Raw genomic sequence first — 26,492 nt, forward strand, 5'->3', positions numbered from 1 at the left:
CATTTCATTTTGAATGTGCGCACACTACACAGCGCGAACACGGCAGCAAGGGGGCAGATCGGTCAACTCACGGTGAACACGCTATTTGCGTTTATTGGCCAATACGCCCTGTCCAAGCCGTTCCAGCGCGGCCCTGAGCCCGGCATCCTCGATATTTTCAATCGATTTCGCCAGCAATTCGGATTTTTCCGGTGCCAGGGGGGCGGGGCCTCTTTGCGCTTCTGGCTGTGGATTGTCCATCGGCGATGCGGACAATTTGACCGATGAGACGAGGAAATAGCCAAAATAGCGGTTTATTGCCTGCGCGATCATCGGTCCATCGTAGCTGACCGCAAGCGCCTGACCTGCCTGGCACCGCAGATAAAGAATAGCACCATCGGCATCGGGTTTATTGTTGCGCGGCCAGACCAGCCTGTCGGGCATGGAAACCCGGTTATAGGGATCGGGCGCAATTGCGGTCCAATTGGCGACCAGATCGCGCGAGGCAAATCCGCGTTTTCTCAACGCCGGATCGAGCGCATTGCCGATCATGTCGCCAAGTTGCACCGCTCGGTTTTTTCGTTTCGGAACTGTCGGTTGTTTTGCCATGCGCGATGCGTTGTATCTTGTCTTGTCGCTCCCGGCGTATATAGCACCATTATGGTTCAATCCGCATCCTTTGATCTGCCTGCAAGCCCTATTCCCGATTCAGGCGCTGTCCTTGACTGGTATGATCGGCACGCTCGCATTTTGCCTTGGCGTGTGCCGCCGCAAGACCGCGCGCGCGGCATAAAGCCGAACCCCTATCATGTATGGCTGAGCGAAATCATGCTGCAACAGACAACGATTGCGGCGGTGGGAAAGTACTTCGCCGCTTTCACACGGCTCTGGCCGACCGTTGCCGATTTGGCTGCTGCGCCGCTTGACGACGTTCTGGTTCAATGGGCCGGGCTTGGTTATTACGCCCGTGCGCGCAATCTGCATGCCTGTGCCAACGCGGTCATGGAAAATCATGGCGGAAACTTTCCGCAAACCGCCGCCCGATTGCGCGATTTGCCGGGCATCGGCGACTACACCAGCGCTGCTATCGCTGCTATCTGCCATGACGAACAGGTTGCCGTGCTCGACGGCAATGTCGATCGTGTCATGGCGCGTTTTCTTGCGTTGCCCGTCCCGGTGCGGGAGGAAAAAGCGCTCATCCGGGCCCGCGTACAGGAGGCCGTGCCCGAACGCGCTGGCGATTTCGCTCAGGCGATGATGGATCTGGGCGCCACCATCTGTGCCCCGCGCCGCGCCAATTGCCTGGTGTGCCCGCTTGAGCGTGACTGTCAGGGCACCAGAACCGGCAATCCGCTCACCTTTCCCGTGCCAGCGCCCAAGGCCGAAAAGCCGCACCGGTTCGGCCACGCCTTTGTTATCCGCCATCCCGACGGGTCGGTGTTCCTGCGCCAGCGCGGCCCAAAAGGGCTTTTGGCGAAAATGACCGAAGTGCCCGGCACCGAATGGGTCGGAGAGGAAAAGGACGCAAATTTCCCCCTGAAAGGTCAATGGAAAGAAGCTGGTCTGGTCACCCACACCTTCACGCATTTCCATCTCTCGCTTTCTGTCTGGAGCATCCAATCCGATCAGGCGCTCGATGAGGGCTGGTGGGCATGCATTGATGCGCTCGACAACGAAGCCCTCCCAAGCGTTTTCCGCAAGGTGCTCAAGGCAGCGGGATTGCAATAGGGCGCGCTTGCGCGCCATTACGCGTGAGACAAAAAAAGCCCCCGGCTCGATAACCGGGGGCAGGAATGCCTGACTGATTGGAGGTCAAAATCAGGCAGAAAGCTTTTCGAGAGCAGCGCGGATATGAGCGCGCAAATCGTCGATCGGGTACAATTGCCCCTTGTGCTCATAATGCCAGAATGTCCAACCATTGCAGGCATCGAAACCTTGTACGAGCGCGCCGACCTTATGGATTGAACCGGCGTGGCTGCCGCAAACCAGCGATCCATCGGCGCGCACGATAGAACAATAACGCCTCTGGGCGTCGAAAAGTTGCGCGCCCGGAGCGATTAAGCCCTGCTCGATCAATGAGCCAAATGGCACGCGTGGTTCAGCTCGCTTTGGCTTCATTGTAGCAATGGCAGTCAAATCGTGCGGTTTTATGGCCGCAATGCGCTTCAAAGCTGCATTAATGTAGGTGTTTTCGCGTTCAATTCCAATAAAATGACGGCCAAGTTTTTTGGCGACTGCACCCGTTGTCCCGGTCCCAAAGAATGGGTCTAGCACCACATCGCCCGGCTTGCTCGTCGCCATGATCACCCGGTAGAGCAGGGCCTCGGGTTTTTGAGTCGGATGTACCTTGTCGTCATTGGCGTCTTTGAGCCGTTCTCCGCCCGTGCAGATCGGAAACAGCCAATCTGAGCGCATCTGGGTGTCGTCATTGGATAGCTTTAGCGCTTCATAATTGAAGGTCGGACGGCTTTTCTGACTGCGCGACGCCCAGATCAGCGTTTCATGCGCATTGGTGAAACGGGTGCCCCGGAAATTGGGCATGGGGTTCGATTTCCGCCAGACCACATCGTTGAGCATCCAGAAACCCAGATCCTGCAGGGTCGCGCCTACACGGAAAATATTGTGATACGATCCGATGACCCAGATTGCGCCATCGGGCTTGAGGATACGCCGCGCGGCGCTCATCCACGCCTTGGTGAATTCGTCATAATGGGCGAAGCTGTCGAACTTGTCCCAATCGTCGTCAACCGCATCGACGCGCGATTGGTCCGGTCGGGTCAGCCCCTCTTCCAGTTGCAGGTTGTAGGGGGGATCGGCAAAGATCAGATCGACCGATGCTTCGGGCAGGCGGTTCATGTGCTCAATGCAATCGCCAACCAGAATGGTATCAAGAGGAAGGTGGCTATCGAAAGCCTCCGGACCGCGCTTTCGCGCCGCCGTGCCGGTACGCAACATCTTACTAACCCTAACGCAAAACTAATGAGCTATTGATAGCCCGTTAGGGTTAAGTGCAGCCTAAAACTTAGGGTTAACAAAGTGTTGTCGGCAAAATCGCAACTGGCGCTTCCGTCAAGGAAGGAAAAACGTTACCGCATTGCGGCGCGCACCGGAGCAAAGCTGGTTCGATGCAATTCGCTCGGGCCATGCGCGTTGAGCGCTTCGAGATGAAAGGCTGTCCCGTAACCTTTGTGCTTGGCAAAGCCATATTGCGGAAAGCTCTGGTGGATTACCCCGCACATCCTGTCTCGCATGACCTTGGCAACAATTGACGCAGCGGCAATCGAAAGGGACCGTGCATCGCCGCCAATAACCGCTTCACCTTTGCAAGGCAGGCCGGGCGGAACATCGCGGCCATCGATCAACGCCAGATCGGGAGAAAAGGGCAGGGCGGCAACGGCCTGCGTCATCGCCCAGAGCGTTGCTCCGCGAATATTGAGATTATCGATCACCGATACAGGCGCCGCGCAAAAACCGACCTGCGCCTTTTCCATGATCTCGAGAAAGATCACCTCGCGCCGCGCTTCGGTCAGCTTTTTTGAATCATTGAGGCCCGCTGGAATGTTTGCTGGATCGAGAACAACGGCAGCAGCGACAACAGCCCCCGCCAATGGTCCGCGCCCTGCTTCATCCACACCTGCCACTCTTACATGACCGCATTCCTGCGCCGCGGCTTCCAGCGCAAGGTCAGGCAAGGGCGTTGCAATTGTCATTTCCGAATCGGGGCGGGCCATGATTGCCAAGGTGCCGATTTTCGCGGCAAAGAAAAGCCCCATGCCCCTATTGTGAAATCGGCGATACCCAGCGCTGTCGCCATTCCGGCGCGGGATACGCTTCCGGCCAATGTTCAACAATGCGTCGGATCATGGCATTTTCGACCTCGAACAGGGTCAGCGCCACGGCTTCCACCTTGCCATCGGTGATTTCAGTCTCGGTCATCGCCTGTTGTCCGTCACCGATCAGCCGACATACACTGAACGACCATTTTCCATCCGCCGGATAGGCCGCATTCAGCGCTACGAAATCTTCAGATGAGCTGATCCGTTCATTCGATTGCGGCCACAATAGCTCGAAATCGGGTGCAAACAACCGGGCAGCAAGCGCCCAGTCATTTGTGTTCATGCGCTCCCAGAAATTTCTGGCAATATGTGCGGCGTCACCCATGATCAGAACAATGCCAGTTGCGCATCGTCGCGTTTGGGATGGCTAAAAAGATCGGTGCGCAACACCGGTCCGGCCTTATCCAGTCCAAGCCGGGCAACGGCCTTTTCAAAACGCTGCTCCATCATCAGTGCGTAAGGGCCTTCACCCTTGAACCGGGAGCCGAAGCGCGGATCGTTCTCCTTGCCCCCGCGCATGTCACGCACAAGGTTCATCACATGCTTGACCTTATCGGGATAGTTGGCCAGCAGCCATTCACGGAAAATATCACGCACTTCGCCAGGCAAGCGCAAAACGATCATGGACGCGGCCTCGGCTCCCTGTGCCTTGCTTGCATCCAAGATGCGTTCGAGTTCGTGGTCGTTTACCGCAGGGATCATGGGGGACGCCATGATCCGCGTCGGGATGCCCGCTTCCGATAATAGTTTTAGCGCTTCGAGACGACGCGACGGCGTTGACGCGCGCGGCTCCATGAAACGCGACAGCTTGTGATCCATCGACGTCACCGAAATCCCCACTGCCACAAGCCCGTGCTTGTTGAGCCGCGTCAAAAGGTCGAGATCGCGTGCGATCAGCGCCGATTTGGTGGTGATCGTCACTGGATGTTTTGCGTCCAGCAGGACTTTCAAAATACCCCGCATCAATTTGTGCTTGCGTTCGACTGGCTGATACGGATCGGTATTGGTCCCGATGGCAATAGGCTTGGGTTTGTAGCGCGGATTGGCAAGTTCGGCGCGCAAAAGGTCGGGCGCATTGATCTTCACATAGATATCGCGCTCGAAATCCACGCCTGCCGAGTGGCCGAGATAAGCGTGGCTTGGCCGCGCATAACAATAAGAACACCCGTGCTCGCAGCCGCGATAGGGATTGATCGAGCGGTCGAAGTGAATGTCGGGCGAAACGTTGCGGGTAATGATCGATTTGGCCCGCTCGATATGTTCGCGGGTCTCAAACTTTGCTTCTTCCTGAGCTTCCCAGCCATCATCGGCAAGCTCGCGCCGCAGCTTTTCAAAGCGTCCGCTTTCATTACTGCGCGCGCCGCGACCTTTGAGGCTGCGACTTTCCATAACGGGGCGGCTGAGCAGGTCGAAATCCCGGCTGCCGAACAGCCGCTGCCGCGCCTCCATATGCCCGCCGATATTGCCTGCCTGTGCCATGTTCGCGCCTCGTTAGCGTCCGCCGATACCGGAACAAGGCGAATCAGGCCTGTTCCGTTCCGTTAACGATAGCGCAACAATTGGAACATAACAAGAACAAGCGGTAAGAGCTTGCCTTATCGCTCCATGAGCCGCGGCATCACCTCAATGAAGTTGCATGGGCTGTGCCGGGCATCGAACTGATATTGCAGGATGCCTTCCCAGGCATCCCGGCAGGCACCGCGCGAGCCGGGCAGGCAGAAAACGAAAGTGCTGCCCACAAGTCCTGCTGTCGCGCGCGACTGGATGGAAGATGTACCGATGGTCGTTGCCGAATATTGGTGGAACAGCACCGAAAATCCGTCCATCTTCTTGTCGAACATCGGTTCCACAGCCTCGGGCGTAACGTCCCGACCGGAAAAGCCGGTGCCGCCCGTTGTCAGCACAACATCAATGGCGGGGTCTTCGACCCACAGCCGCACCTGCTCCGCGATCGTTTCGCGATCGTCGCTCACGACCGCGCGCGCTGCGCAATTGTGCCCTGCCGCCTCGATCATCTCCTTGAGCAATGCGCCGGAAGTATCGGTCTCCAGGGTGCGGGTATCGGACACGGCCAGCACCGCGAAGGTGACGGGAATGAAGTCGCGGGTTTCATCGATCTTGAAGGGAAAAATCATTGCTGGCCTTCCGGAGCGGGTTGGTCCTCATCGGGCAGGGTGAATTCATCGGGTTCCGAGCGCGGATCGAGTGAAACGGTCTCCGCTGTAACCGCACGTTCTGTCGGCAACGGCTGGAACGGCGCGCGATCGTCGACCGGCGCGGCATCGCGAATTTGCATACGGATAAAGGCTGCGGCGGCCAGCGCACCGTGGAAGATCACCGGTACAACGAAAATCGCCACCGGGCCCATAAAGCCCATGATGATTGACGCGGCGATCGGACCCATCATCTGTCCCGCGCCGAGCACCAACAGCATTCCCGATGCGATTTTGGAAAAATCGCCCTCTTTGGCAAAGTCATTGGCGTGAGCCACGGCAATTGCATAAAGCGAATAGGCGGCAAGGCCATACATGCCGAAAAGCGCATAAAGCAGCACGGTTTCGCCGGGATTTATAATGATGGTCAAAAGCCCGGCCGTCGCGCCGATCAGGGCTACGCCAACAAGAACCTTGCGCCGGTCGATCTTGTCTGAAAGGCGGCCAAGCGGGATTTGCGATAATGCGCCCGCGACAATCGCAAGGCTCATGAGATACGCCACCGTTGCGGTCGAAAATCCGCGCTCGATGCCATAAACAGGTGCCAGCGTGCCAAAGGCGCCATTAGCCATGCCGACCGAAAAAGCGGCCACCACAGCAATGGGCGAAGTCTTGAACAACAGTCCGATATCAAGCGAGGCCGATTGCAGCGGCGCAGGTTGAGGCGTGCGGGTGACAGCGGTTGGTAACACTGCGCAGGTATAGGCAAGAGCCGCCAGAACGAAGGGGATATAACCTGCCACCCCTGTGACCGATATGGCCATCTGGCCCGCAGTGGATGCAAAAAGCGTTATCGAGACATAGATCGAAAATGTTGTGCCGCGGCTTTCGTTGTCGGAAACCTCGTTGAGCCAGCTTTCCACCACCATGGCAGCGCCGGCAAAGCAGAAGCCGGAGAAAATCCGCATGAAAATCCAGGCCCAATCGTCGATCACCAGCAGGTTGACAAGAATCGTCATCGAAGCAACCGCTGCCATAACCGCATAGGCCCGGATATGGCCCACGCGCTTGACCAGCATCGGCACCGAGATCGACCCAGCCATGAACCCGATCGACCAGCCCGTGCCGATCAGGCCCAGCGCCAAAAGCGAAAAGCCTTCCTCGGCGCCGCGCACCGGCAGAATCAGCCCGTGCATGCCGCCCGCAAACATCAGCAAGGCAGAACTGATCAAAAGTGCGGAGATTTTGACGACTTGCGACATGAAAGGCCCTCTTTCGGCGCTTGAACATTTGTCTCATGCGCTCTTGATTTGAGCGGGAATGTAGCGAGTTTATGTGACACTGCATACTGGTCGGAAACGATCATCCCCATGATCGGTTTCGTAAAAAATCCCGCCAACCGGCTTGCCAGTTTGCGCCAAGCCGATTACCGGTAGCAACTGACATTTTACGTTTTGGCGCTCATACGGGCGCTGGCCTTTCTGGATCAAGTTCGTGTCCCAGCCGCAAGACAATGCCCATATCGCGAAATCGCGCACCCGCTTCGTTCTGGGGGGCGGGGTCATGCTGGGCATCACCCTCAAGGTTGCTTCGGTTTTTGTCTTTGTGGCCATGAGCGCCATCATCAAGGGCGCCGAAGGTGTACCGGTTGGCCAACTTGTCTTTTTCCGCTCGTTCTTTGCACTGATTCCGGTTTTGATTTTCCTCGCCTGGCGGCGAGAACTCGTTGAAGGGTTCAAGACGTCCCGGCCTGTCGGTCACATTCTGCGCGGCGTCATCGGCACAATGGGCATGTTCCTGATCTTTTTCGGGTTGACCCGGCTGCCGCTCCCTGAAGCGATTACCATCCATTACGCGACCCCGCTGTTCATCGTGATTTTCTCAGCCCTGTTCCTGCATGAAAAAATCCGCCTTTTCCGCTGGACCGCGGTTCTAATCGGACTTCTGGGCGTGTTGATCATCATGTGGCCGCGTCTCACCGTGTTCTCGGGTGATTTATCAGCAATGGGCCCTGAAACCGTCGGTGCCATCGCCGCCTTTTGTGCCTGTATGGTCAGCGCGGTGGCCATGCTCATGGTGCGTACGCTGGTCAAGACCGAGCGCAGCGCAACCATCGTCATTTACTTTTCGATCGTCAGCGCCGTTCTCGGGCTTTTGACGATTCCTTTCCTGGGATGGGTCGAGCTTTCGCTCGAACAAACGCTCGCTCTGGTTGGGGCTGGCATCGCCGGTGGCATTGGGCAAATTCTGCTCACCGAGAGCTATCGTCACGCCGAGCTTTCGACAGTTGCACCCTTTGAATATTCCTCAATGGTACTCTCGATTGCCACCGGCTTCATCGTCTTTGGTGAAGTCCCGACCATCCAGATGCTGATTGGCGGCTCGATCGTTGTCGCGGCTGGCATATTCATCATTTATCGAGAGCATAGGCTGGGGCTGGATCGCGCCAAGGCACGCAAGGTTACAAGCCCGGCTTAAACGGCGTCGAGCGCCGCCCTGATCGAAAGCAGATCCTGCCAGACCAGCTTTTTTGCCGCTGGCTGGCGCAGCAGGAAGGCTGGATGAAGCGTCGCCATGGCCTGCATAGTGTGGTCCGCTATCGTTAGCTCTCTCCATTGCCCGCGCAGCCGGGTAATCCCGGTTGTGGTTTCAAATAGCGTTGAAGAGGCCGCGCCGCCCAGCGTCACCAGTACCTTGGGCGCCACAAGTTCGATCTGGCGGTAGAGGAAGGGCAGGCATACGGAAGTTTCCGCGGGCGTGGGCGTGCGATTGCCAGGCGGGCGCCAAGGCACGGTGTTGGCGATGTAAACCCGCGTCCTGTCCAGTCCGATAGCCGCCAGCATACGGTCGAGCAATTGTCCCGAACGCCCGACAAAAGGTTTGCCCTGCAAATCCTCGTCGCGTCCGGGCGCCTCACCCACAAACATGATATCGGCCTGCGGGTTGCCGTCAGCAAAAACCAGATTGGTTGCGCGCAGTTTAAGGCCGCAGCCCTCGAATCCGGCCAGCAGTTCCTTGAGTTCATCCAGCGTCTGCGCCTTGGCTGCAAGTTCTTGCGCCATTTGAGGGCTGGCTTCACGGCTCTCTGTCGCGGCCACTTGCGGCGCGCCCTGTGCAGGCGCTTGCGGGCGAAGCTGTGGCATAGCTGGTTTTTGCGCAGCGCTGCCAACACTCTTGGGCAACTGTGCCGATTGAACGAACCGGTCAACGGGTTGCTCGCTCACCGCCATATCGACGCCTGCTGCCCGATACCAATCGAGCAGGGCAATCATTTCGTCGCGGGTGAGGGTGTCTGAAACCATGATAGGGCGGTTATAGCCCGCGCCATGCTCAGGTAAAAGCCAATCTTGAACCATTCCATTTATGTATTAGGTGATGCGCAGAAAACGGTCCCAAATTGCGTCACGGGGCTAGGTTCACAGCCTGCGGCAATGCTAAAAGGCGACCCAAACAAATAACGCGGGAACCAGCCAATGAGCCAAGAACCGATCGAGCGCGAAAGCATGGAAACCGATGTGCTGATCGTTGGTGCCGGCCCGGCCGGGCTTTCCGCTGCGATTGCGCTTAAGCAGAACGCGCCCGATCTTTCGGTCATTGTCATTGAAAAGTCGGCAGAGATCGGCGGTCATATCATGTCCGGCGCTGTCATGGATCCGGTCGGCCTCGATGCGCTGATCCCCGGCTGGCGAGAAAAAGGTGCCCCCGCGGCCACTGAGGTTACGAGCGACCACTTCGTGTATCTGACTGAAAAAGGCTCCCAAACCTTTCCCGATCTCTTGATTCCGCCCGTTATGAAGACAAAAGGCGGTGTCATCATCTCCTTGGGCGATCTATGCCGCTGGCTGAGCGAACAGGCAGAGGCGCTCGGTGTCGATGTTTTTCCCGGCACGGCCGCCGTCGATCTCGTCACAACTGAGGATGGCGCGGTTGCCGGTGTGATAACCGGCGATCTCGGCATCGCGCGCGATGGAACCCATAAATCCACATTTGCCGCGGGCATCGAATTGCGCGCCAAATATACGCTGATCGGTGAAGGCGCACGCGGCTCGTTGGCCAAGCAGCTCATTCGTACCTTTGCGCTCGACGAGGGCAGGGCGCCTCAAAAATTCGGTCTTGGTATCAAGGAAATATGGCAGATCGATCCGGCAAGGCACCAGCTTGGCAAGGTCGAACATTTTATGGGCTATCCGCTGGGCAATTCCACTTCCGGCGGCGGCTTTTGCTATCACGCGCCCGACAACAGGATCTATCTCGGCCTCGTTGCCCATCTCGACTATGATAATCCGACATTCTCTCCTTTTGGCGAGTTCCAGCGCTTCAAGTTGCACCCCGCGATCAGCCAGTTGCTCGAAGGCGGCGAGATGGTGTCTTACGGCGCGCGCGCAATCACATCGGGCGGCTGGCAATCGATCCCCAAACTGGCGTTCCCCGGCGGTGCGTTGATCGGTTGCGCTGCGGGCTTTATGAACGTGCCGCGCCTAAAGGCCATCCACAACGCAATCCGCTCGGGCATGAGCGCCGCTGCCGAGGTGGCGCAAGCCATTGGGGCAGGCCGCGCGAACGATGTTATTGAAACGCTCGATGAAGCCATTCTGGCCAACGGCATTCGCGACGATCTCTATCCGGTCCGGTCGGTCAAACCGCTCTGGGCGCGATTCGGGACCTTTGCTGGTGTAACGCTGGCGGGTATGGACATGTGGGCTTCAAGCCTTGCGAAGATTTCGCCGCTGGCGGGTATGGCGCGCCACAAGCCCGATTTTGCAACTCTCAAACCCATCTCCGAAGTCGCGCGCATCGCCTATCCCAAACCGGATGGGAAAATAACCTTTGCACGCTCGGAATCGGTCTATCGCGCCAATATCGCCCATGACGAGGATCAACCGGTTCATCTGCGTCTAACCGATCCGGCTATCCCGATTGCCCAGAACCTGCCGCGCTATGGAGAACCGGCGCCGCTTTATTGCCCGGCGGGCGTTTACGAGGTGGCGGAAGAACAAGAAGGGCCAGTCTTCCGCATTCATGCCCAAAATTGCGTGCATTGCAAAACCTGCGACATCAAAGATCCTGCTCAAAACATCACCTGGGTTCCACCTGAAGGGGGCAGTGGCCCGAACTATTCGGGCATGTGAACATCAAGTGAAGCGACGACACTTGCGAGTGACCCGGATTTGCGAAACAGTGACTCTTGGATGGTTCGTACAGCACGGCTGTGTGCTGTCCAGAAAAGAACATGCGAGGAGCATCGATAAACGTGCATATGTCTATTCGTAAGGCTGTCTTGGCAGGGGTCGCAATTGCCTTTGCGGCAATCGTTCCGGTCCAGGCTGCGCAGGCTCAGAGTGGTATGTTGTCGCTGCGCAAGCCCAGTCCCGTGGGCAGCTATCTTGCGGGCGTTGCTGCGCTCGAAAACCTCGATGGCAATCGCGCCGCGCGCTATTTCATGGACGCCGCCAGCGAGGAGTGGGACAATCCGGTTTACGTTTCTCGCGCATTTCTTTCCTATCTGGTTGCCGGCAAGGTTTCCGATGCGGCAACGCTTGCCCATCATCTTCTCGATCTCGAACCCAATGATGAGCTTGCCCGGCTTACTCTGGGCACAGTTGCGCTCAAGCAGCGCCGCTACAGTTCTGCCGAACAGACCCTTTCGCGCATTTCCGACGGATCGCTGATCGGGCTGACTGGCGGCATTCTTAGGGCATGGGCGCAGGCAGGAAACGGCAATCCAAGTGCAGCTCTCGCAACTCTTGATGCGTTGGGAGACAGCGGCTTCGCAGATTTTCTAGTTTTCCATCGCGCTCTGGTTGCAGATGTCGGCGGCTTACGGGGCCAGGCGCTCGACTATGCCCGCGAAGCCTATGAAATGGACCCCTTCGTAACCCGCATTGCCGAGGCCTATGTCCGTATTCTTGCAAATGCCGGGCGCTTTGAAGAAGCCCAGATTGTTCTCGATGAATACGCGGCTGAAGGCATTGCGCATCCTTTGGTGGACTCGCTGAGGGCGCCCGTTGCGGCTGGCCGCCGCCCTGGCCTGTTTGCCAATTCTGTGCAGTCGGGTGCCACGGAGATGTTCCATGGGTTGGGCACAGCCCTGGCACGCGACGGTTCATTGGAACTGGGTGTCGTGTTTCTGCAACTGGCCCTTTATCTCGATCCCGAAGCATCCGTGGTTGCAATGACGCTCGGTGAGTTGTTCGCCAGCGCGGGCCGCTACAGCGAAGCCGATGCGGTTTATGGCAAGATTCCCTCGTCCTCTCCGCTTTCTACCAGTGCGCTGATCCGGTTGGCAGAAAGCCGTGACGCGCAGGATGATCGTGAAGGCGCAATCTCCCGTTTGCGCAACATCGTAAACAGCAATCCCGACAATGTTGAAGCGTGGGGGGCGCTAGGCGATGTGCTGCGGTACGATGAGCGGTGGGAAGAAGCGGCTGACGCCTATACGCAGCTTATCAACACCATTGAAACCGACCGCCCGCGCGATTGGCGCTACTACTATGTACGCGGCATAGCCTATGAGCGCGCAGGGCATTGGGAAAATGCCGAACCTGATTTCAAGCGCGCGCTTGAGCTCAACCCCGATCAGCCGCAGGTGCTTAACTACCTTGGCTATAGCTGGGTCGATATGGGCATGAATCTCGAACCCGCTCTTGAAATGATCGAGCGCGCTGTCGAATTGCGTCCACGCGATGGCTATATCATCGACAGTCTCGGCTGGGCCTTTTTCCGTCTCGGTCGCGTCGACGAAGCGATTGCGGAACTGGAGCGTGCGCTGCAATATTTGCCAAACGATCCGGAAATAAACGACCATTTGGGCGATGCCTATTGGGTTGCTGGCCGCCATCGCGAAGCCATGTTCCAGTGGCGCATTGCAATTGCCGTCGATGAGCGTGGTGAGGTTACAGAGCGAGCCCGGCCGAAACTCACCGAAGGTTTGGTGGATATGCCTGAAATCCAATAATGGAAGCGGTGCTCACTGAAATCGCACCGGCCAAGATAAATCTCGCGCTGCACGTGACCGGGCAGCGCGAGGACGGTTTTCACACGCTTCATTCCCTTTGCGTTTTTGCACAATTGGGCGACCAAATATCGATATCGCCTGCCGCCAGAGACGATCTTGAAATCACCGGTCCTTTCGCCAACGACCTGTCGGCAGGACGCAGTAATCTTGTTGTCCGCGCGGTGGAAAAATTCCGGGCCCGCTTTCCCGGCCAATTGCCCGATGGGGTATCCATAGCGCTGGAAAAGCATCTGCCGGTTGCTGCCGGGCTTGGCGGCGGTTCTGCCGACGCGGCCTCGGTATTGCGCCTGCTTGCGCAATTGAGCAGCAACCCCATCGACGATGCCGACCTGTTCGATCTGGCTGCCAGACTTGGCGCCGATGTGCCCATGTGCCTTTTATCGCGCACATGCGAGGTCATGGGGATCGGTGAGCATATCAGGCCGCTGCAACCATTGCCGCCGACATATCTGGTGCTGGTCAATCCCTTGGCGCCCGTTGCAACAGCCGACGTTTTCAAACGGCTGCAAAGGCGGGATAATTCGCCTATGCCCAGCTTGCCGGAGCCGTTCGATCGTGTGGCCATGCTTTCGCTCTGGCTGGCCGATACGCGCAACGACCTCGAAGCGCCCGCAATCGAAATATTTCCAGCCATCCGCTCAATTCTTGATGCCATTGCTGCCACGCAAGGGGTGACGCTTGCCCGCATGTCGGGATCGGGCGCCACCTGCTTTGGCCTTTATGGAAGCGCGGCTGCGGCCCATCAGGCCGCCCACGATCTGCGTGAGCGGCTTTCCGGTTATTGGGTGGCGGCCACGCCAGTCCTGCAGGACTAGAGAGCGTGTCCAGCAAGCATGCCCTCGAACTTGATCCGAGGGTGGAAACGGTTTTGCGGTTCGGACACACGACAAAACAAAGATTTAGAGCCAGGGATTTGATTCCATTAAATCCTGAACGGCTCTAATTGGGCGTTACAGCCTCCACCTCAACGCAGGTCACAAAAACCATCCAGCTCACAATCGCGCAGGGCACGGCCAATATCGCGGCAAAGCCCAATTCGATGGCAAGGGGGAAGGGAAAAACCAGCGCCAGCGCCCAGGCGCCGCCGATGCCCGCGAGCCAGACGTTAATCGAAATATAGAGGAAGGCGGGAAGGGCGTGAACGAAGGCTTGCAGCGGTGAGCGGACGTCATCTGCATTAAAGCGCGGCATGCGCATGTGATCGGCAAGAGACCACGGGGTATGTTCGACGGTAAGATCAGTCATTTCCAAAACCACAAGTTCTGCAATATCGGGTATGCGCACCGGCGCTTGCCCGGCCGATGTTGGAGCCGGAAGCAAGAACGAAAGCGCATCGTTGCGAAAGCACGGTGGAAACAGTCAGCGAGCCGACGATAAGGTGAGGGCGCAGCTCTGTTTCTACAGAACGGGGGTCTGGGGCGGGGCTCTGGGCTGGGCACCGGCCCGGCGGCCAGCCAGCGGTGCCGCCGCAGCGGCTATGGTAAAGACAGCGGACCCGAAGGCAAGATTTGTTGCGGACGCAGATCTTTCGATCAGTGGCGCGGCATCGTCACCAAAAGTATCGGCAGACGCCCAGCCTTGTGTCTGCGTGCCGAGCGACCGGCCCGCATCGGGCAGCTTGGCCAGCGGGGAGGCATGTTCGGGGGCAGTAAGCGTAACGGTGCTTTGCGCGCCGATGTCGCTGAACTTGGCAGAATGCGAGACGCCATGCCCAACCCAACCGGCCAGCGCAAAGACAACGAGCGCCAACGCGATAACGCGGCTCATTTCAACGCGAAACGGTTTTACCGGGTGTGACAAGGTCGTTGCCCTAGAACAATGCTCAGGGGCTCATCTAAGCATTGCTGCGGCGCAAGTCCATGAGGCAAATACTACCGCGCCGGTTTTTCCTGGAAGCAAGGCGACCGGACGGTTTTGATCGGTCTTGGTTTGAAGCGAAGGCTACCAGCCGCCACCACCACCGCCGCCTCCGCCACCACCGGAAGAGCCGCCAGAAAAACCCGAGCTTGACGATTTGGCTGGCTGTGCCGCCACCATTGCTGAACTCAGCCCTGTGGCAACCCCGCTCATCGAACTGGCAAGAGCCCCCGGCGAGAACGAGGAACTGCGATACCAATGCGGATGGTAGCCTTGTCGAGCATCTTTGACCGCATTGCGTGCCAGATCGCTCTCGAACCGCTCCGACCAGGGCTTTTCGACGCCCAACGCCATCGCATAGGGCAGGATCTGCTCGAACCGCGCGGTCGTCATTTCCGGTTCCTTCTGGAAGTTCAGCCGCTCTTTCTCGGCTGTTTCCAGATACATCTTGAAGCCGTCGATTTCGTCCATGACCTTGCGTCCATGCACGGTTGGCGCCCGCATCAAGATCCCGAAGATCACCGTGATCGCCACGATGACAATCGTTGCTACCACCGCAAAGCTGCCATCGAACAGGTCCAGCAATTCGCTTATCAAACCGGAAAACATGGTCAGGGCAACTGCGGCAGTCACGAATATGCGTATCTTGCCCAAGGCATTGCCCTGCCACACGCCGTGCAGCACGACCCCGAAAATCGTCACTCCCACAGTGAGAAACAGGCATAGCACGACAATACTGGGATCGAGCACCTCAGTCGCCGCCATTACGATAAGCGAAACGACACCGAGCACCGCGCCCAGAACGATGAAGGCCGTATTGTTCTTGAAATAGACCTTGGAATTTTCCCGCTCTATCGCCGATATGAACTTGCCGCGCGTTGTATTGAGCGATGGACCGGTTTTCTTGTCGATGGTGATTTTGTCCTGGCCATCGAGATAGTTGAAAATCACGGCCTCGCCCGGTGGCAGCATTTCGTCCGGCGTCTTGCCGGTCGGGCGCAGAGTGTTGGTCTTGCCCTCGGTTTCGATCTCGATAACGCCTTTGCGCGCCAGAGAAACAAGGGCGGCGGAAAAGGCCGTCCATCCCGAGTTGGTCCATCCCATCCGATGCACGTAATGGGTCAGGGCCGGGGAATATCCTTCGGGCGGATAAAAGCGTGGAAAAATGACGCCCTTGGCCGGATCGCGTCCGACCTTGTTCCAGGCCAGCCCGTTATAGGCGAGAACGAGAAGCACCAGAATTGCCGGAATGAGAAATCCGCGATTGTCCGAAAGCCAATAGCCCAGGGCCTCGCTGCCTTCCGGGGCGACCAATACGCCTTTCTCGAAGGCCACAGCAACGGTCAGCCCTTCATAGGGACGCAATGGGTGCAGCGTGGTAAAGCGCGCTTGTGTATCGCTGAGTCGCTCGACCGAGCTTTCAGCCCCGGTTTCGCCTTGCTTGCCGGTATATGCGGAAAGGTCGATAATCCGCGCACCGTCCGGCAGGGTCACGACACTTGTTGCCCGCTCGATGGGGAACTGCCAGAAATTGCCGGTCGCGTTCCAGTAGATTTCGTCGTGGCTGTCAAACAAGCGTGCTGCGCGGTCCATGGTGTATCGGATCTGGTAGCGATGCACCCCGCGATTGAGCATCGCGCCAGCGCTGCCGATCCTGATCCGCTGGCCATCGCGAATGCTTTCGACCGAATAGGGTTCGGCATTGCCGTTGCGGGTGACCGAAATCACATCGAGATCTGACCGTATGGACGAACCGTGCGGGCCTTCCAGCACCGTGGGAATATCGCGGAAAATGCCGCGCCTGATCTCCTGGCCTTCGACATTGACCTCGATGCTCTCGGTAATCGTCACCGACATGTCTGTGTTGACGACAATCGCCGTATCGAAACTGCGAATGACTTCCTGGGCGAGTGCCGGCAGGCTCACCAGAATAAGCGCTGCCGCCAGCCAGAGCCGGGCAATCACCTGCGACGCCAGTTTCACCATCAGTTGAATTTTACCTGCGGAACGGCACGATCTATCTCGTTATCCAGTTCAAAATATTCAGCTTTTTTGAACTGAAACGCATTGGCAACGACATTGGACGGAAACGATTCAACCGCAATGTTGAGGTTGCGCACGGCACCATTATAATAGCGCCGCGAAAGTTGAATTTCGTCTTCCACTGTTTGCAGCGCGCCCTGAAATTCAAGGAAATTGGTATTGGCCTTGAGGTCGGGATAGGCCTCGGCAACGGCGAAAAGCCGCCCCAATGCGCCCGAGAGAATGCCTTCGATCTTGCCGCGTTCGGCTGGCGAGGCATTACCAGCCTGTTGCACTGCGGCGCGCGCATCGGTGACAGCCTGAAGCGTCTCGCGTTCATGGCTCATATAACCTTTGACAGTTTCAAGCATGTTGGGAATGAGGTCGGCGCGACGCTTGAGTTGCACGTCGATACCCGACCAGCCTTCCTCGGTTAGCTGCCTGTTTTTGACCAGAAGGTTATAGGCATAGATCGCATAGCCAGCGATGGCCAAAACCAGTGCCAGAATTACCCATTCCATGCCGTGTCCCTCCGGCTCGTTCAAATGAGTCGGAGATTTGCACCATTGCCGGGCATTATCAACGGTTTATGTGGGAAGTGCCTTATTCGGCGCCGCCGCCTTCAGTCTGCAACCATGCCGCGCCACACAGTTTGGCAAGCTCGCGTATGCGCAGGATGTAGCTTTGGCGCTCTGTGACTGAAATCACGCCGCGCGCATCAAGCAGGTTGAAGGTGTGCGACGCCTTGACCACCTGTTCGTATGCCGGCACGGCCATGGTCTGACGATTGCCCGAAGCGCCCTTTTCCAGAATGGCGCGGCATTCGTCCTCGGCATCCTTGAAATGCCGGAACAAAATGGCCGTATCGGCAGCCTCGAAATTATACTTCGAGAACTCCTGCTCGTTTTGCAGGAATACGTCGCCATAAGTGACCTTTTCAGCGCCCTCCCGGCCGTTGAAGTTCAGATCATAAACGTTCTCGACGCCTTGCACATACATGGCAAGCCGCTCCAGCCCATAGGTGATTTCACCGGGCACTGGGTTGCACTCAAAGCCTGCAACCTGCTGGAAATAGGTGAACTGGGAAACTTCCATCCCGTCGCACCAGCATTCCCAGCCCAACCCCCAGGCGCCCAGCGTCGGGCTTTCCCAATCGTCCTCGACAAATCGAATGTCATGCACCCTGGCATCGAGCCCGATTGCCGCCAGCGATTGCAGGTAAAGCTCCTGAATATTGGCAGGGGACGGTTTCAGGATCACCTGGAACTGGTAATAGTGCTGCAGCCGGTTCGGGTTTTCGCCATACCGGCCATCGGTTGGGCGGCGGGAAGGCTGCACATAGGCGGCATTCCAAGGCTTGGGACCAAGCGCGCGCAGCGTCGTTGCCGTATGGAACGTGCCCGCACCCATCTGCATGTCATAGGGCTGTAAGATGACACAGCCCTGATCCGCCCAGAAATTCTGCAAGGTCAGAATCAGGCCCTGAAACGAGTTCTTTGGGTCCATATGGGGCTTGGGCGCGTCGCTCATCGTCTATCCGAAAAACCAGTGTTGAAGGCGGCGCGACCGTAGTTGCGGCAGCCGGACAGGTCAAGCGGGTCGGCGTCCTGCCATCTCAGACAGTGCCAATGTTGACTTGTGCAGAATTCTGTACAATATCTTTGTGCATAAGGAGCATACCCATGCCAGTTATGACCTACACGGATGCCCGCGCCAACTTCAAGGAAGTCATGGATCGCGCGATAAACGATCATGAGGAAATCGTTGTAACCCGGCGCAAGGGCGAGGCGGTTGTTGTTGTGTCGTTGGAGGATTGGTCCTCGATCAATGAGACCTTGCATTTGCTCTCCACGCGCGCCAATGCCGCAGCATTGCGGCGCTCGATTACCGAACTTGATGAAGGCAAGGGCGAGGCGAAGGACTTGATCGAGCCGTGAAGCTCGTTTTCTCGAGCCAGGCTTGGCAGGATTGCCTTTTCTGGCTGGAGAACGATCCCGAACGGCTAAAACGCATCAACGAATTGATCGAGGAAACGCGTCGCCACCCTTTCAGAGGGCGCGGTAAACCCGAGCCGCTCAAAGGGGATTTGTCCGGCTGGTGGTCCCGGCGCATAACGCGAGAGCATCGCTTTGTTTATCGGGTTTCCGGCAGCAATCAGAGCCAGTCGCTGGAAATCGCCCAGCTCAGATTTCATTATTGAGTGCCGCGCACTATTCCTCATCCCCCGGTCGATAAACCCCGTCATCTCCGCGCTTGAGTTCGACAACGCCCGGTTTTTTCGCTTCCCTGCGGTTGTGTTCCAATTGAGCCTTGCGCTTAGCTTCGGCCTTCTTGTCGTCATCGGCAAATTTCTTGCGCCAATCGCGATAGATCGTGCGAAAGCCCCACACTATTACAAGTGCCAACGCGAGATAGATGAGTGTTCGCAATCCCACGCTAAAGCCCCAGCCGCGACCAGAAGGTGCGGTCTTCCAGTTTCGCCATGACCTCTCCCGCAAGATCGGCTTCCATTATGCTAGAGCCTGAAAGCCCGAACCGCGGCAACTGAAACAGCCCACGTTTCTGCGCGATCAGCTTGACCTGTACATTCTTGCCATACCGCGCGCTCAACGTGGAGTGCATGTCGCCAAGGCTATCGACAAGCCCCATCCCATATCCGCGATGAGCGGTCCAGAATTCGCCGGTAAAAAGCTCGTCGTCGGCAACTTTCAGCTTTTCGGCGCGCCGTGCTTTCACATATCCGATAAAGACATCATGGACATCCAGTTCCATCTGCTTGATCCGGGCGACATCCTCTTTCTTCTCGGGAAGAAACGGGTCGAGCGTCGATTTGTTCTTGCCGGCTGTATAGAGACGGCGCGTGACCCCGAGCTTTTCGATGGCGTCGACAAAGCCGAACCCTGAAAAGATCACCCCGATCGACCCAACGATCGAGGAGGGATCGGCGATGATTTCGTCTCCGGCGGTGGCGATGAAATAGCCGCCCGATGCCGCCGCATCTTCAACGAAAACCAGAACCTGTTTCTTGTTTTCGTCGGCAAGCTGGCGGATGCGCTTGGCGATCAGGTGCGATTGCACAGCCGAGCCGCCTGGAGAATTGACGATCAGCGCCACCACCGGCGCTTTCTTGAATGCAAAAGCCTTTTCCAGCAGCGGATTGACCGAGGCGATATTGAGCCGGCCCGGTTTGGTATCCTGTGAAATCACGCCCTGAAGCCGCACCACGGGAATTGTCGGACCCGACGCCCGAAACAGCCTCTTGTACCAGGGGCGCTTGGGCGTGTCCTTGATCTCGGTCGGTGGGGCGGCGGTCATCGTCTTTGCGTCTCCGGAATACTCGATTGACTGTATCACTTAGGTGCTTGTGTTGCGTTTCGCCAGTCAAACCGCGCTTCACCGAGAAATAGCGCTTTTGCTTCTGGCGCAAAACCGTGCCCCGTCTCCCCATGCAGCGCAAGCGGTGGGTAAAGCGAAATCGGCGCGCGCGATCCCTTGCGCCCACCTACAATCACCCGGCTTGCCGCCATGCCCGGCCGGGGGGCGATGGGCATTATGCCAATATCGCCCACGCGCCCGTCGAACGCCGCCATTAGCGCTGGCAAAGCCTGGGCCGTGTGAATGAAAATGATCTCGCCCTTGCCCCCGGCGCTCGAAACCGCTGCCTTGACCCAAAGCTCAAGGTCTTCTGTCTGCATGTGACGCGCGCGCGCCCGATCGGCCTGAGACGCCAGCGTGCCATTGTCGAAATAGGGCGGATTGGCAATCACCACGTCATAGCCGTCCGGCTCTATCCCCGCCGCCTTGCGCGCCGCGCCGCCCGCGGTTACATCGACGGTAACGACACGACTGCGGGTGCCAAACCCGTTTTCGCGGATGTTATGCTCGGCCAGGGCTGCTATATCCGGTTCTATTTCCGCCAGCGTGGCAGCAAGATCAGCATTGTGTGTCATGGCAACGAGCGATGCGACGCCCGAACCGGCACCAAGATCGAGCAGCGAACGGGCCGTTTGCGGTACGCTTGCACCTAAAAGCACGGAATCGACGCCCGCCCGAAATCCTTTTTCCGGCTGGCAGATGGACAATTTGCCGCCCAGAAACGCGTCAATTGTGTGGCGGATATGTTTTACAAATGCAGGCGTCTGGTTTACCGACATAGGCGCGCGGCTCTCTTTCTCTCGGCCCGCACAATAGACATAGACGACACTTGATTGGAACGGCACTATGCCGTTTTCGGAGATCGGACCCCAATGGCGGTTGATAATTTGGCGCGCAATGCTGATTCCGATGTTTCGGCAACCATCGATCATCTGATTTCAGCCACCCAATCCGGGATGGAAGCGGTGAACCGCCTGATTCTTTCGCGCTCGGACAGTCCTGTCGACATGGTGCCCGAAATTGCCAATCACCTGATCGATGCGGGAGGCAAGCGCCTGCGCCCCATGCTGACGCTTGCGTCGGCCGCCCTGTTCGGCGGCGCCAATGGCAACGAAATCCGTTTCGCCGCCGCCGTTGAATTCATGCACAACGCTACGCTACTCCATGACGATGTTGTCGATGAAAGCGATATGCGTCGTGGCCGTCCCGCCGCCCGCACCATCTGGGGCAATCAGGCTTCTGTTCTGGTAGGCGATTTCCTGCTTGGCCAGGCCTTTTTGATGATGGTGGAAAGCCGCGATCTCGATGCGCTCGGCGTGCTCTCGCGCGCCGCCGCCGTCATTGCCGAAGGCGAAGTGTTCCAGCTTGCCAAGGCCGGCGATCTTTCGACAACGCCGGAAGATTACACGAAAATCATCCACGCCAAGACGGCAACGCTTTTTGAAGCGGCCACCGAGGTTGGCGCGATGGCAGGTGGGGCCGATGCGCTCGCGCGCAAGGCACTTGCCGCTTATGGCTGCGAACTGGGCATGGCCTTCCAGCTTGTCGATGACGTCCTCGATTATGGCGGGGCAGGTGGCGTCCTGGGTAAGAATACGGGCGATGACTTGCGCGAAGGCAAGATGACGCTGCCCGTCATTTTGGCGCTGGAAAGTGCGACCGGCGATGAGCGCAAGACCATCGAAGCTGTTCTGGGAAAACCCGATGCCGGGCAGGATGCATTTGAGGCCGTGCTTGCCATCCTCAATCGCTACGGGACGCTCAAGCAGACAATGGCCAAGGCCGAGCATCACGCCGAGGCCGCTCGTGCGGCGCTTTCAGACGTCGCCCCGTCGCTTGAGCGCGACATTCTGTTCGATGTGCCTGAATTTTGCACGTCGCGCGCTTATTGAGACTTTGCCTCGGCAAATTCAACCAAGTCCCATAGGTTTCCGTAGAGATCCTTGAAAACGGCGACAGTGCCATATTCAGCTTGCTTCGGCTCACGCACGAACGTTATGCCTTTGGCGCGATAGGCTTCATAGTCGCGCCAGAAATCGTCGGTGCTGAGAAAAAGGAAAACCCGGCCACCGGCCTGATCGCCTACATATTGCGCCTGATGTGCGTCCGAAGCGCGCGCGAGCAGAAGCGAGGTCGCCCCATCGCCCTGGGGTTTGACGATAACCCAGCGCTTGTCCTGTTCGGGCTGATACGTGTCCTCGATCAGCGAAAAGCCGAGTTGATCCACATAAAAGGCGATTGCCTCGTCATAATCGCGAACAACAATGGCGATATGGGCAAGATCCTGTGCCATGGGAGAACCTCCGCTTAGCCGTCCCGCTGCATCTTGATCAGTTCAAACGGCAGGCCGTGATCGTCGGTCGGTCTGCGGCTGATCTCGACAAAACCCAGCCTTTGATAAAAGCCGACAGCGCTTTGATTGCGGCTATAGACCTCCAGCTCAAGTCGCCCCTTTAGCTGTGCGGCGTGGTCCACTAGCGCACGACCATAGCCATGGCCCTGTCGCATGGGATCGACAAATAATCCGCCGATGAAATGATCGATAAGCCCGATGAAACCGACTGGATCGTTTTCAACCGAAAGCACCCAGTTTTCAGCCTTGGGCAAATAGATATCCCGGACGAGCTGCTCATTGTGGTCGAGTTGCTCTTTGGCAAAAAAGGAATGCGCCTGTTCTGACGCTGCGCGCCAGATGGAAACGAGCTGCGCTGTATCGGTCTGTTCATAAGGACGGATAATCATTTGACGCTAACTGCCTCTGCTGCTGTCGTTTCCCCGCCAGCAATATCGCTATTGGCATCCCACCAGTCTCCGAGCGCATCGATAAGCGGAACTAGTCGGTGCCCCGCGGGTGTCAGATCATATTCAACACGCAGGGGATAGCCTTCAAACTCGGTGCGCTCAACAATTCCCGCCTCTTCCAGCTTGCGCAACTCCAGCGTCAGCATCTTGTGGGAAATGGTTGGATTGTCGCGCCGCAGATCGGAAAATCGCTTGGTGCCCTCTTTGAGATAATAGATCAGCAGTGTCGGCCAGCGTCCGCTGAGCACCTGCATCACTTCTTCGATGGGACAGCGGGAAACAAGGTCTTTCATGGCGCTCTCGTGGTTACAAAAAAGTGCGTAATTTACTTTGCGGCACGCAAGGTTAGGGTCCGGTCTCGCTGCGCAGCGTGAACAAACCACACTTCACGGAGACCACAATTGGAACCGATTCTTGTATATGGCTTCCCCTCAGGAAGCTCCATGGGCCTTGTCGCAGCGCTCGAATGGCTAGGCAAGCCCTATCGCCTGTGCCGGGTCGATATGATGGGCGAAATGCGTGAGCCCGCTTATACCCGGCTCAACCCCCGCGTTGAAACACCTGCATTGATTACCGACAAGGGTGACGTCCTGACCGAAACAATGGCCATCGCCCATTGGCTGGCTGCGCGCGACACCGACCGGCGGATCAGCTTTGAACCGCAATCGCGCGAGGCCGATCGCATGTATCAGCTTTTGGCCTACATCAATACCGGGTTCACCGGCGCTTTCAGCCCGCTCTGGGCCGCCATGGAAATGACCCCGCCAAATCCGCCCCTGCAAAACGCCTTGCGTGAATGGGGCAGGGAGGGTGTTCTCGAACGCCACGATAAGCTTGAAGCCATGATCGGCAATGATCCTTATCTGGTCGGCAAAACGCCCTCGCTCGCCGATGGCGTGCTGATCGGCGTCGCGCGTTGGCTCGATTTCCATGCCGTCGCCGACAAGGCGCGGTGGCCAAAGCTTGCCACCTTGCGCGAACGGCTCGAAGCCGATCCTGCGGTGATTTACGCCACGGCACTGGAAGAAGGCGAAACGCCAAAAGGGTCCGGCGCCTGCAAGGGGCATCTGCCTCTGGCCGAGGTCATTGAAAAGTTCGGAAAGTCGTAGAGCAGCACCGGTGTATGTGCATACTCGTGCCACAAAACACAAACTGTCGCCCCGGCCTTGAGCCTGGGTAAGGTATGCGCACCATTCCCTGTTCTTGCACCAAGCGCCCCTTCTCTGTCATTCGGGCGCTTGTTCACTGAATCCAGAGAGCCGCAAATCGTGAGCCTTGTGCGCTGGCACAAGGCTCCCCAACCTTCACCAATAGACATTTGGGTTTGGCCCTGCTACCCGTTCCGCCCGCATCCTTTTCTCTCCAAGGCCTGAAAAACCATGCCCGAATTGCTGCTTGAACTGTTTTCCGAGGAAATCCCCGCGCGCCTTCAGCGCCGCGCCGCCGAAGATCTCAAAAAAGCCGTCACCAACGCATTGGTTGAAAACGGTCTGGTTTACGAAAGCGCTGGTGCTTTTGCGACCCCGCGCCGCCTCGCGCTGACCGTTACGGGTCTGCCTGCCGGCTCGCCCGATACGCGCGAGGAACGCAAAGGCCCTAAGGTCGGCGCTCCGCAACAGGCAATCGATGGTTTTCTGCGCGGTGCCGGGCTCGACAGCATCGATCAAGCCAAAATTCAGTCGGACCCGAAAAAGGGCGATTTTTACGTTGCCGTGATCGAGAAAAAAGGCGCCCCGGCCATCGATATTTTGAAAGATGTGCTTCCCGGCGCGGTCAAATCCTTCCCATGGGGCAAGCCCATGCGTTGGGGTTCCGGGCGGCTGGAATGGGTGCGCCCGCTGCGCGCTATCACGGCGACCTTTGGCCCGGACGGCGAAGAACCCGAGATCGTGCCGTTTGAAATCGACGAGATAGCGTCCGCCAATACCACCTACGGCCATCGCTTCATGGCGCCTGAGGCCATAAAGGTCCGCCGCTTCGACGATTATGTGCAAGCGCTCGAAAAAGCGCATGTCGTCCTCGATATAGACCGCCGTAAGGACATCATCCGCTCCGACGCCAACCAGCTTGCTTTTGCCCAAGGTCTGGAGCTGATCGAGGATGAAGGCCTGCTTGAAGAAGTGGCCGGACTGGTCGAATGGCCGGTCGTGATGATGGGCAGCTTCGATGAGGCTTTTCTCTCGGTGCCCGAAGAAGCGATCATTGCCACCATCCGCGCCAACCAGAAATGCTTCTGCCTGCGCGACAGCACCACCGGCAAACTCGCCAATAAGTTCATCCTCACATCCAACCTCATCGCCGAAGATGACGGCAAGACCATCGTTGCAGGCAATGAGCGCGTGATCCGTGCGCGCCTGTCCGATGCCAAATTCTTCTATGAATCCGATCTGGCGACCCCGCTTGCCGATAATCTGCCCAAGCTGGAAAATGTGGTCTTCCACGCCAAGCTGGGCACTCAGGCCGAGCGCGTCGCCCGCATCGAGAAGCTGGCCGCCGAAATCGCGCCGCTGGTTGGCGCCGATGTCGAAGATGCAAAGCGCGCAGCAAAACTCTCCAAGGCCGACCTGCCGACCGGCATGGTTGGCGAGTTCCCCGAATTGCAAGGGCTGATGGGCCGTTATTACGCACTGGCCCAAGGCGAAAAGCCCGAAGTCGCCGCCGCCATAGAAGAGCACTACAAGCCTCTCGGCCCGTCCGACCGCGTGCCGTCCGATCCGGTTTCCATCGCGGTCGCCCTGGCCGACAAGCTCGATATTCTGACCGGCTTCTGGGCCATCGATGAAAAGCCCACCGGCTCCAAGGACCCTTACGCCCTGCGCCGCGCCGCGCTGGGGGTGATCCGGTTGATTGCAGATAATGGCTTGCGTTTAAGCCTCGGGAAATTCGTCTCCGACAAGGACCTCCTCTCCTTTTTCCATGACCGGTTGAAAGTCTCGCTCCGCGATGCGGGCGCGCGGCACGATCTTGTCGATGCCGTGATTTCAGCCGATAGCGACGACATTTTGCAGATCGTCAACCGCGTGAACGCCCTCGGCTCCCTGCTTGCAGCCGAAGACGGCATTGCCCTGCTGGCCGGCTATAAGCGCGCGGTCAATATCCTTGTCGCCGAGGAGAAAAAAGACGGCAAGGCCTATACCGGCGACCTCGATAACGCGGCCTTGACGCTGTCTGAAGAGCAGGTGCTGTCCGCCGCTATCGATCTCGCCGCCACGGACGTTTCCGCCCGGCTCGAAGCCGACGATTACGCTGGCGCTATCGCTTCGCTGGCCTCTTTGCGGGAGCCGGTCGATGCCTTCTTTGAAAAGGTTCTGGTCAATGACGATGACCCGGCCATTCGCACCAATCGCCTGAACCTTCTGGCCCGGCTGCGCGACACCATGCACCTTGTTGCCGATTTCGGTAAGGTCGCAGGGTAGGGCGCCATTCTCTCCAGCCCTGCAAAATGTTGGTAGA

29 protein-coding genes are annotated in these 26,492 nt (G+C 57.9%); 10 read left to right on the forward strand and 19 right to left on the reverse strand.

What is annotated here, in order from left to right:
- Nucleotides 1-81 precede the first annotated feature (81 nt).
- A complete protein-coding gene (locus EO133_RS09365; protein WP_164734954.1) occupies nucleotides 82-546 on the reverse strand; it encodes a DUF721 domain-containing protein in 465 nt (154 codons plus the stop codon).
- Between the two features lie 132 nt (nucleotides 547-678).
- On the opposite strand from EO133_RS09365, the gene EO133_RS09370 reads away from it, so the two are divergent.
- Entirely contained in the window at nucleotides 679-1,707 is a 1,029-nt protein-coding gene (locus EO133_RS09370) for an A/G-specific adenine glycosylase (protein WP_371870931.1), read from the forward strand.
- Nucleotides 1,708-1,797: 90 nt separating this feature from the next.
- On the opposite strand, the gene EO133_RS09375 is transcribed toward EO133_RS09370, so the two are convergent.
- The 6 genes from EO133_RS09375 to EO133_RS09400 all read right to left on the reverse strand — a co-directional run bounded on the left by EO133_RS09375 (nucleotide 1,798) and on the right by EO133_RS09400 (nucleotide 7,230).
- Nucleotides 1,798-2,934, reverse strand: a complete 1,137-nt coding sequence (locus EO133_RS09375) for a site-specific DNA-methyltransferase (RefSeq protein ID WP_127072386.1) — start codon at nucleotides 2,932-2,934, stop codon at nucleotides 1,798-1,800.
- A 131-nt stretch (nucleotides 2,935-3,065) separates the two neighbouring features.
- On the reverse strand, nucleotides 3,066-3,710 hold the full coding sequence (locus EO133_RS09380) for a ribonuclease HII (RefSeq protein WP_127072387.1): 645 nt from the start codon (nucleotides 3,708-3,710) through the stop codon (nucleotides 3,066-3,068).
- Between the two features lie 46 nt (nucleotides 3,711-3,756).
- The gene (locus EO133_RS09385; protein WP_127072388.1) at nucleotides 3,757-4,140 is read right to left on the reverse strand and encodes a nuclear transport factor 2 family protein; all 384 of its coding nucleotides are present in this window, start codon (nucleotides 4,138-4,140) and stop codon (nucleotides 3,757-3,759) included.
- Nucleotides 4,141-4,142: 2 nt separating this feature from the next.
- Entirely contained in the window at nucleotides 4,143-5,264 is a 1,122-nt protein-coding gene (locus EO133_RS09390) for a PA0069 family radical SAM protein (protein ID WP_371870929.1), read from the reverse strand.
- Between the two features lie 146 nt (nucleotides 5,265-5,410).
- A complete protein-coding gene (gene moaB, locus EO133_RS09395; protein ID WP_127072390.1) occupies nucleotides 5,411-5,950 on the reverse strand; it encodes a molybdenum cofactor biosynthesis protein B in 540 nt (179 codons plus the stop codon).
- Nucleotides 5,947-7,230 carry an MFS transporter gene (locus tag EO133_RS09400; protein WP_127072391.1) on the reverse strand — a complete coding sequence of 428 codons (1,284 nt, stop codon included), beginning with the start codon at nucleotides 7,228-7,230 and terminating at the stop codon, nucleotides 5,947-5,949. The genes moaB and EO133_RS09400 overlap by 4 nt, the downstream gene beginning before the upstream one ends.
- 301 nt (nucleotides 7,231-7,531) lie before the next feature.
- Here EO133_RS09400 and EO133_RS09405 point away from each other — a divergent pair, with 301 nt between their 5' ends.
- A complete protein-coding gene (locus EO133_RS09405; protein ID WP_127072428.1) occupies nucleotides 7,532-8,446 on the forward strand; it encodes a DMT family transporter in 915 nt (304 codons plus the stop codon).
- Here the strand turns inward: EO133_RS09405 and EO133_RS09410 are convergent.
- Nucleotides 8,443-9,270, reverse strand: a complete 828-nt coding sequence (locus EO133_RS09410) for a uracil-DNA glycosylase (protein WP_127072392.1) — start codon at nucleotides 9,268-9,270, stop codon at nucleotides 8,443-8,445. The two genes, EO133_RS09405 and EO133_RS09410, sit on opposite strands and share 4 nt — an antisense overlap.
- Before the next feature lie 171 nt (nucleotides 9,271-9,441).
- Here EO133_RS09410 and EO133_RS09415 point away from each other — a divergent pair, with 171 nt between their 5' ends.
- The 3 genes from EO133_RS09415 to EO133_RS09425 all read left to right on the forward strand — a co-directional run bounded on the left by EO133_RS09415 (nucleotide 9,442) and on the right by EO133_RS09425 (nucleotide 13,798).
- Nucleotides 9,442-11,097: an electron transfer flavoprotein-ubiquinone oxidoreductase gene (locus EO133_RS09415; protein WP_127072393.1), complete on the forward strand. Its 1,656-nt coding sequence runs from the start codon at nucleotides 9,442-9,444 to the stop codon at nucleotides 11,095-11,097.
- Between the two features lie 128 nt (nucleotides 11,098-11,225).
- Nucleotides 11,226-12,923 (forward strand): tetratricopeptide repeat protein, encoded by a 1,698-nt coding sequence (locus tag EO133_RS09420; RefSeq protein ID WP_164734955.1) that lies wholly within the window; start codon nucleotides 11,226-11,228, stop codon nucleotides 12,921-12,923.
- Entirely contained in the window at nucleotides 12,923-13,798 is an 876-nt protein-coding gene (locus tag EO133_RS09425) for a 4-(cytidine 5'-diphospho)-2-C-methyl-D-erythritol kinase (RefSeq protein ID WP_206513491.1), read from the forward strand. The genes EO133_RS09420 and EO133_RS09425 overlap by 1 nt, the downstream gene beginning before the upstream one ends.
- 124 nt (nucleotides 13,799-13,922) lie before the next feature.
- On the opposite strand, the gene EO133_RS09430 is transcribed toward EO133_RS09425, so the two are convergent.
- The 5 genes from EO133_RS09430 to EO133_RS09450 form a co-directional block, all read right to left on the reverse strand.
- On the reverse strand, nucleotides 13,923-14,228 hold the full coding sequence (locus tag EO133_RS09430) for a hypothetical protein (RefSeq protein WP_127072395.1): 306 nt from the start codon (nucleotides 14,226-14,228) through the stop codon (nucleotides 13,923-13,925).
- 153 nt (nucleotides 14,229-14,381) lie between these two features.
- On the reverse strand, nucleotides 14,382-14,750 hold the full coding sequence (locus EO133_RS09435) for a hypothetical protein (protein WP_206513492.1): 369 nt from the start codon (nucleotides 14,748-14,750) through the stop codon (nucleotides 14,382-14,384).
- A 174-nt stretch (nucleotides 14,751-14,924) separates the two neighbouring features.
- The gene (locus tag EO133_RS09440) at nucleotides 14,925-16,826 is read right to left on the reverse strand and encodes a DUF2207 domain-containing protein (RefSeq protein WP_127072397.1); all 1,902 of its coding nucleotides are present in this window, start codon (nucleotides 16,824-16,826) and stop codon (nucleotides 14,925-14,927) included.
- Nucleotides 16,826-17,383: a LemA family protein gene (locus tag EO133_RS09445; protein WP_127072398.1), complete on the reverse strand. Its 558-nt coding sequence runs from the start codon at nucleotides 17,381-17,383 to the stop codon at nucleotides 16,826-16,828. The genes EO133_RS09440 and EO133_RS09445 overlap by 1 nt, the downstream gene beginning before the upstream one ends.
- 82 nt (nucleotides 17,384-17,465) lie before the next feature.
- Nucleotides 17,466-18,368 carry a glycine--tRNA ligase subunit alpha gene (locus EO133_RS09450; RefSeq protein ID WP_127072430.1) on the reverse strand — a complete coding sequence of 301 codons (903 nt, stop codon included), beginning with the start codon at nucleotides 18,366-18,368 and terminating at the stop codon, nucleotides 17,466-17,468.
- 176 nt (nucleotides 18,369-18,544) lie between these two features.
- Between EO133_RS09450 and EO133_RS09455 the strand changes: the two genes are divergently transcribed.
- Together EO133_RS09455 and EO133_RS09460 are read left to right on the forward strand one after the other, a co-directional pair.
- Nucleotides 18,545-18,799, forward strand: a complete 255-nt coding sequence (locus tag EO133_RS09455) for a type II toxin-antitoxin system Phd/YefM family antitoxin (protein ID WP_127072399.1) — start codon at nucleotides 18,545-18,547, stop codon at nucleotides 18,797-18,799.
- The gene (locus EO133_RS09460; protein WP_127072400.1) at nucleotides 18,796-19,062 is read left to right on the forward strand and encodes a Txe/YoeB family addiction module toxin; all 267 of its coding nucleotides are present in this window, start codon (nucleotides 18,796-18,798) and stop codon (nucleotides 19,060-19,062) included. Before EO133_RS09455 ends, EO133_RS09460 begins: the two co-directional genes overlap by 4 nt.
- 10 nt (nucleotides 19,063-19,072) lie before the next feature.
- Here EO133_RS09460 and EO133_RS09465 read toward each other — a convergent pair whose 3' ends face one another.
- The 3 genes from EO133_RS09465 to EO133_RS09475 are packed head-to-tail and all read right to left on the reverse strand — an operon-like array spanning nucleotide 19,073 to nucleotide 21,016.
- Nucleotides 19,073-19,297 (reverse strand): hypothetical protein, encoded by a 225-nt coding sequence (locus EO133_RS09465; RefSeq protein WP_127072401.1) that lies wholly within the window; start codon nucleotides 19,295-19,297, stop codon nucleotides 19,073-19,075.
- 1 nt (nucleotide 19,298) lies between these two features.
- Nucleotides 19,299-20,177: a S49 family peptidase gene (locus EO133_RS09470; protein ID WP_127072402.1), complete on the reverse strand. Its 879-nt coding sequence runs from the start codon at nucleotides 20,175-20,177 to the stop codon at nucleotides 19,299-19,301.
- A gap of 35 nt (nucleotides 20,178-20,212) precedes the next feature.
- Nucleotides 20,213-21,016 carry a tRNA1(Val) (adenine(37)-N6)-methyltransferase gene (locus tag EO133_RS09475; RefSeq protein ID WP_164734956.1) on the reverse strand — a complete coding sequence of 268 codons (804 nt, stop codon included), beginning with the start codon at nucleotides 21,014-21,016 and terminating at the stop codon, nucleotides 20,213-20,215.
- Nucleotides 21,017-21,109: 93 nt separating this feature from the next.
- On the opposite strand from EO133_RS09475, the gene EO133_RS09480 reads away from it, so the two are divergent.
- Nucleotides 21,110-22,129 carry a polyprenyl synthetase family protein gene (locus EO133_RS09480; protein WP_127072404.1) on the forward strand — a complete coding sequence of 340 codons (1,020 nt, stop codon included), beginning with the start codon at nucleotides 21,110-21,112 and terminating at the stop codon, nucleotides 22,127-22,129.
- On the opposite strand, the gene EO133_RS09485 is transcribed toward EO133_RS09480, so the two are convergent.
- From EO133_RS09485 to EO133_RS09495, 3 genes are read right to left on the reverse strand one after another with little or no spacing between them, the layout of a single operon-like run.
- Entirely contained in the window at nucleotides 22,123-22,530 is a 408-nt protein-coding gene (locus tag EO133_RS09485) for a VOC family protein (RefSeq protein WP_127072405.1), read from the reverse strand. The genes EO133_RS09480 and EO133_RS09485 overlap by 7 nt on opposite strands.
- Nucleotides 22,531-22,544: 14 nt before the next feature.
- Complete coding sequence (locus tag EO133_RS09490) at nucleotides 22,545-22,979, reverse strand: GNAT family N-acetyltransferase (RefSeq protein ID WP_127072406.1); 435 nt, start codon at nucleotides 22,977-22,979, stop codon at nucleotides 22,545-22,547.
- On the reverse strand, nucleotides 22,976-23,332 hold the full coding sequence (locus EO133_RS09495; RefSeq protein WP_127072407.1) for a winged helix-turn-helix transcriptional regulator: 357 nt from the start codon (nucleotides 23,330-23,332) through the stop codon (nucleotides 22,976-22,978). Before EO133_RS09495 ends, EO133_RS09490 begins: the two co-directional genes overlap by 4 nt.
- Nucleotides 23,333-23,440: 108 nt before the next feature.
- On the opposite strand from EO133_RS09495, the gene EO133_RS09500 reads away from it, so the two are divergent.
- The gene (locus tag EO133_RS09500) at nucleotides 23,441-24,148 is read left to right on the forward strand and encodes a glutathione S-transferase family protein (protein ID WP_127072408.1); all 708 of its coding nucleotides are present in this window, start codon (nucleotides 23,441-23,443) and stop codon (nucleotides 24,146-24,148) included.
- A gap of 270 nt (nucleotides 24,149-24,418) precedes the next feature.
- On the forward strand, nucleotides 24,419-26,455 hold the full coding sequence (gene glyS, locus EO133_RS09505) for a glycine--tRNA ligase subunit beta (protein WP_127072409.1): 2,037 nt from the start codon (nucleotides 24,419-24,421) through the stop codon (nucleotides 26,453-26,455).
- The last annotated feature ends 37 nt before the right edge of the window (nucleotides 26,456-26,492 follow it).

This window comes from Pelagibacterium lentulum, assembly GCF_003992625.1.
Classification (GTDB): domain Bacteria; phylum Pseudomonadota; class Alphaproteobacteria; order Rhizobiales; family Devosiaceae; genus Pelagibacterium; species Pelagibacterium lentulum.

Bases quoted from the DNA above. Each gene is read 5' to 3' on its own strand.
- EO133_RS09375 (WP_127072386.1), bottom strand. From the start codon at position 2,934: ATGTTGCGTACCGGCACGGCGGCGCGAAAGCGCGGTCCGGAGGCTTTC.
- EO133_RS09380 (WP_127072387.1), bottom strand. From the start codon at position 3,710: ATGGCCCGCCCCGATTCGGAAATGACAATTGCAACGCCCTTGCCTGAC.
- EO133_RS09385 (WP_127072388.1), bottom strand. From the start codon at position 4,140: ATGGGTGACGCCGCACATATTGCCAGAAATTTCTGGGAGCGCATGAAC.
- EO133_RS09390 (WP_371870929.1), bottom strand. From the start codon at position 5,264: ATGGAGGCGCGGCAGCGGCTGTTCGGCAGCCGGGATTTCGACCTGCTC.
- moaB (WP_127072390.1), bottom strand. From the start codon at position 5,950: ATGATTTTTCCCTTCAAGATCGATGAAACCCGCGACTTCATTCCCGTC.
- EO133_RS09400 (WP_127072391.1), bottom strand. From the start codon at position 7,230: ATGTCGCAAGTCGTCAAAATCTCCGCACTTTTGATCAGTTCTGCCTTG.
- EO133_RS09405 (WP_127072428.1), top strand. From the start codon at position 7,532: ATGCTGGGCATCACCCTCAAGGTTGCTTCGGTTTTTGTCTTTGTGGCC.
- EO133_RS09410 (WP_127072392.1), bottom strand. From the start codon at position 9,270: ATGGTTTCAGACACCCTCACCCGCGACGAAATGATTGCCCTGCTCGAT.
- EO133_RS09415 (WP_127072393.1), top strand. From the start codon at position 9,442: ATGAGCCAAGAACCGATCGAGCGCGAAAGCATGGAAACCGATGTGCTG.
- EO133_RS09420 (WP_164734955.1), top strand. From the start codon at position 11,226: ATGTCTATTCGTAAGGCTGTCTTGGCAGGGGTCGCAATTGCCTTTGCG.
- EO133_RS09425 (WP_206513491.1), top strand. From the start codon at position 12,923: ATGGAAGCGGTGCTCACTGAAATCGCACCGGCCAAGATAAATCTCGCG.
- EO133_RS09430 (WP_127072395.1), bottom strand. From the start codon at position 14,228: ATGACTGATCTTACCGTCGAACATACCCCGTGGTCTCTTGCCGATCAC.
- EO133_RS09435 (WP_206513492.1), bottom strand. From the start codon at position 14,750: ATGAGCCGCGTTATCGCGTTGGCGCTCGTTGTCTTTGCGCTGGCCGGT.
- EO133_RS09440 (WP_127072397.1), bottom strand. From the start codon at position 16,826: ATGGTGAAACTGGCGTCGCAGGTGATTGCCCGGCTCTGGCTGGCGGCA.
- EO133_RS09445 (WP_127072398.1), bottom strand. From the start codon at position 17,383: ATGGAATGGGTAATTCTGGCACTGGTTTTGGCCATCGCTGGCTATGCG.
- EO133_RS09450 (WP_127072430.1), bottom strand. From the start codon at position 18,368: ATGGACCCAAAGAACTCGTTTCAGGGCCTGATTCTGACCTTGCAGAAT.
- EO133_RS09455 (WP_127072399.1), top strand. From the start codon at position 18,545: ATGCCAGTTATGACCTACACGGATGCCCGCGCCAACTTCAAGGAAGTC.
- EO133_RS09470 (WP_127072402.1), bottom strand. From the start codon at position 20,177: ATGACCGCCGCCCCACCGACCGAGATCAAGGACACGCCCAAGCGCCCC.
- EO133_RS09475 (WP_164734956.1), bottom strand. From the start codon at position 21,016: ATGTCGGTAAACCAGACGCCTGCATTTGTAAAACATATCCGCCACACA.
- EO133_RS09480 (WP_127072404.1), top strand. From the start codon at position 21,110: ATGGCGGTTGATAATTTGGCGCGCAATGCTGATTCCGATGTTTCGGCA.
- EO133_RS09485 (WP_127072405.1), bottom strand. From the start codon at position 22,530: ATGGCACAGGATCTTGCCCATATCGCCATTGTTGTTCGCGATTATGAC.
- EO133_RS09490 (WP_127072406.1), bottom strand. From the start codon at position 22,979: ATGATTATCCGTCCTTATGAACAGACCGATACAGCGCAGCTCGTTTCC.
- EO133_RS09495 (WP_127072407.1), bottom strand. From the start codon at position 23,332: ATGAAAGACCTTGTTTCCCGCTGTCCCATCGAAGAAGTGATGCAGGTG.
- glyS (WP_127072409.1), top strand. From the start codon at position 24,419: ATGCCCGAATTGCTGCTTGAACTGTTTTCCGAGGAAATCCCCGCGCGC.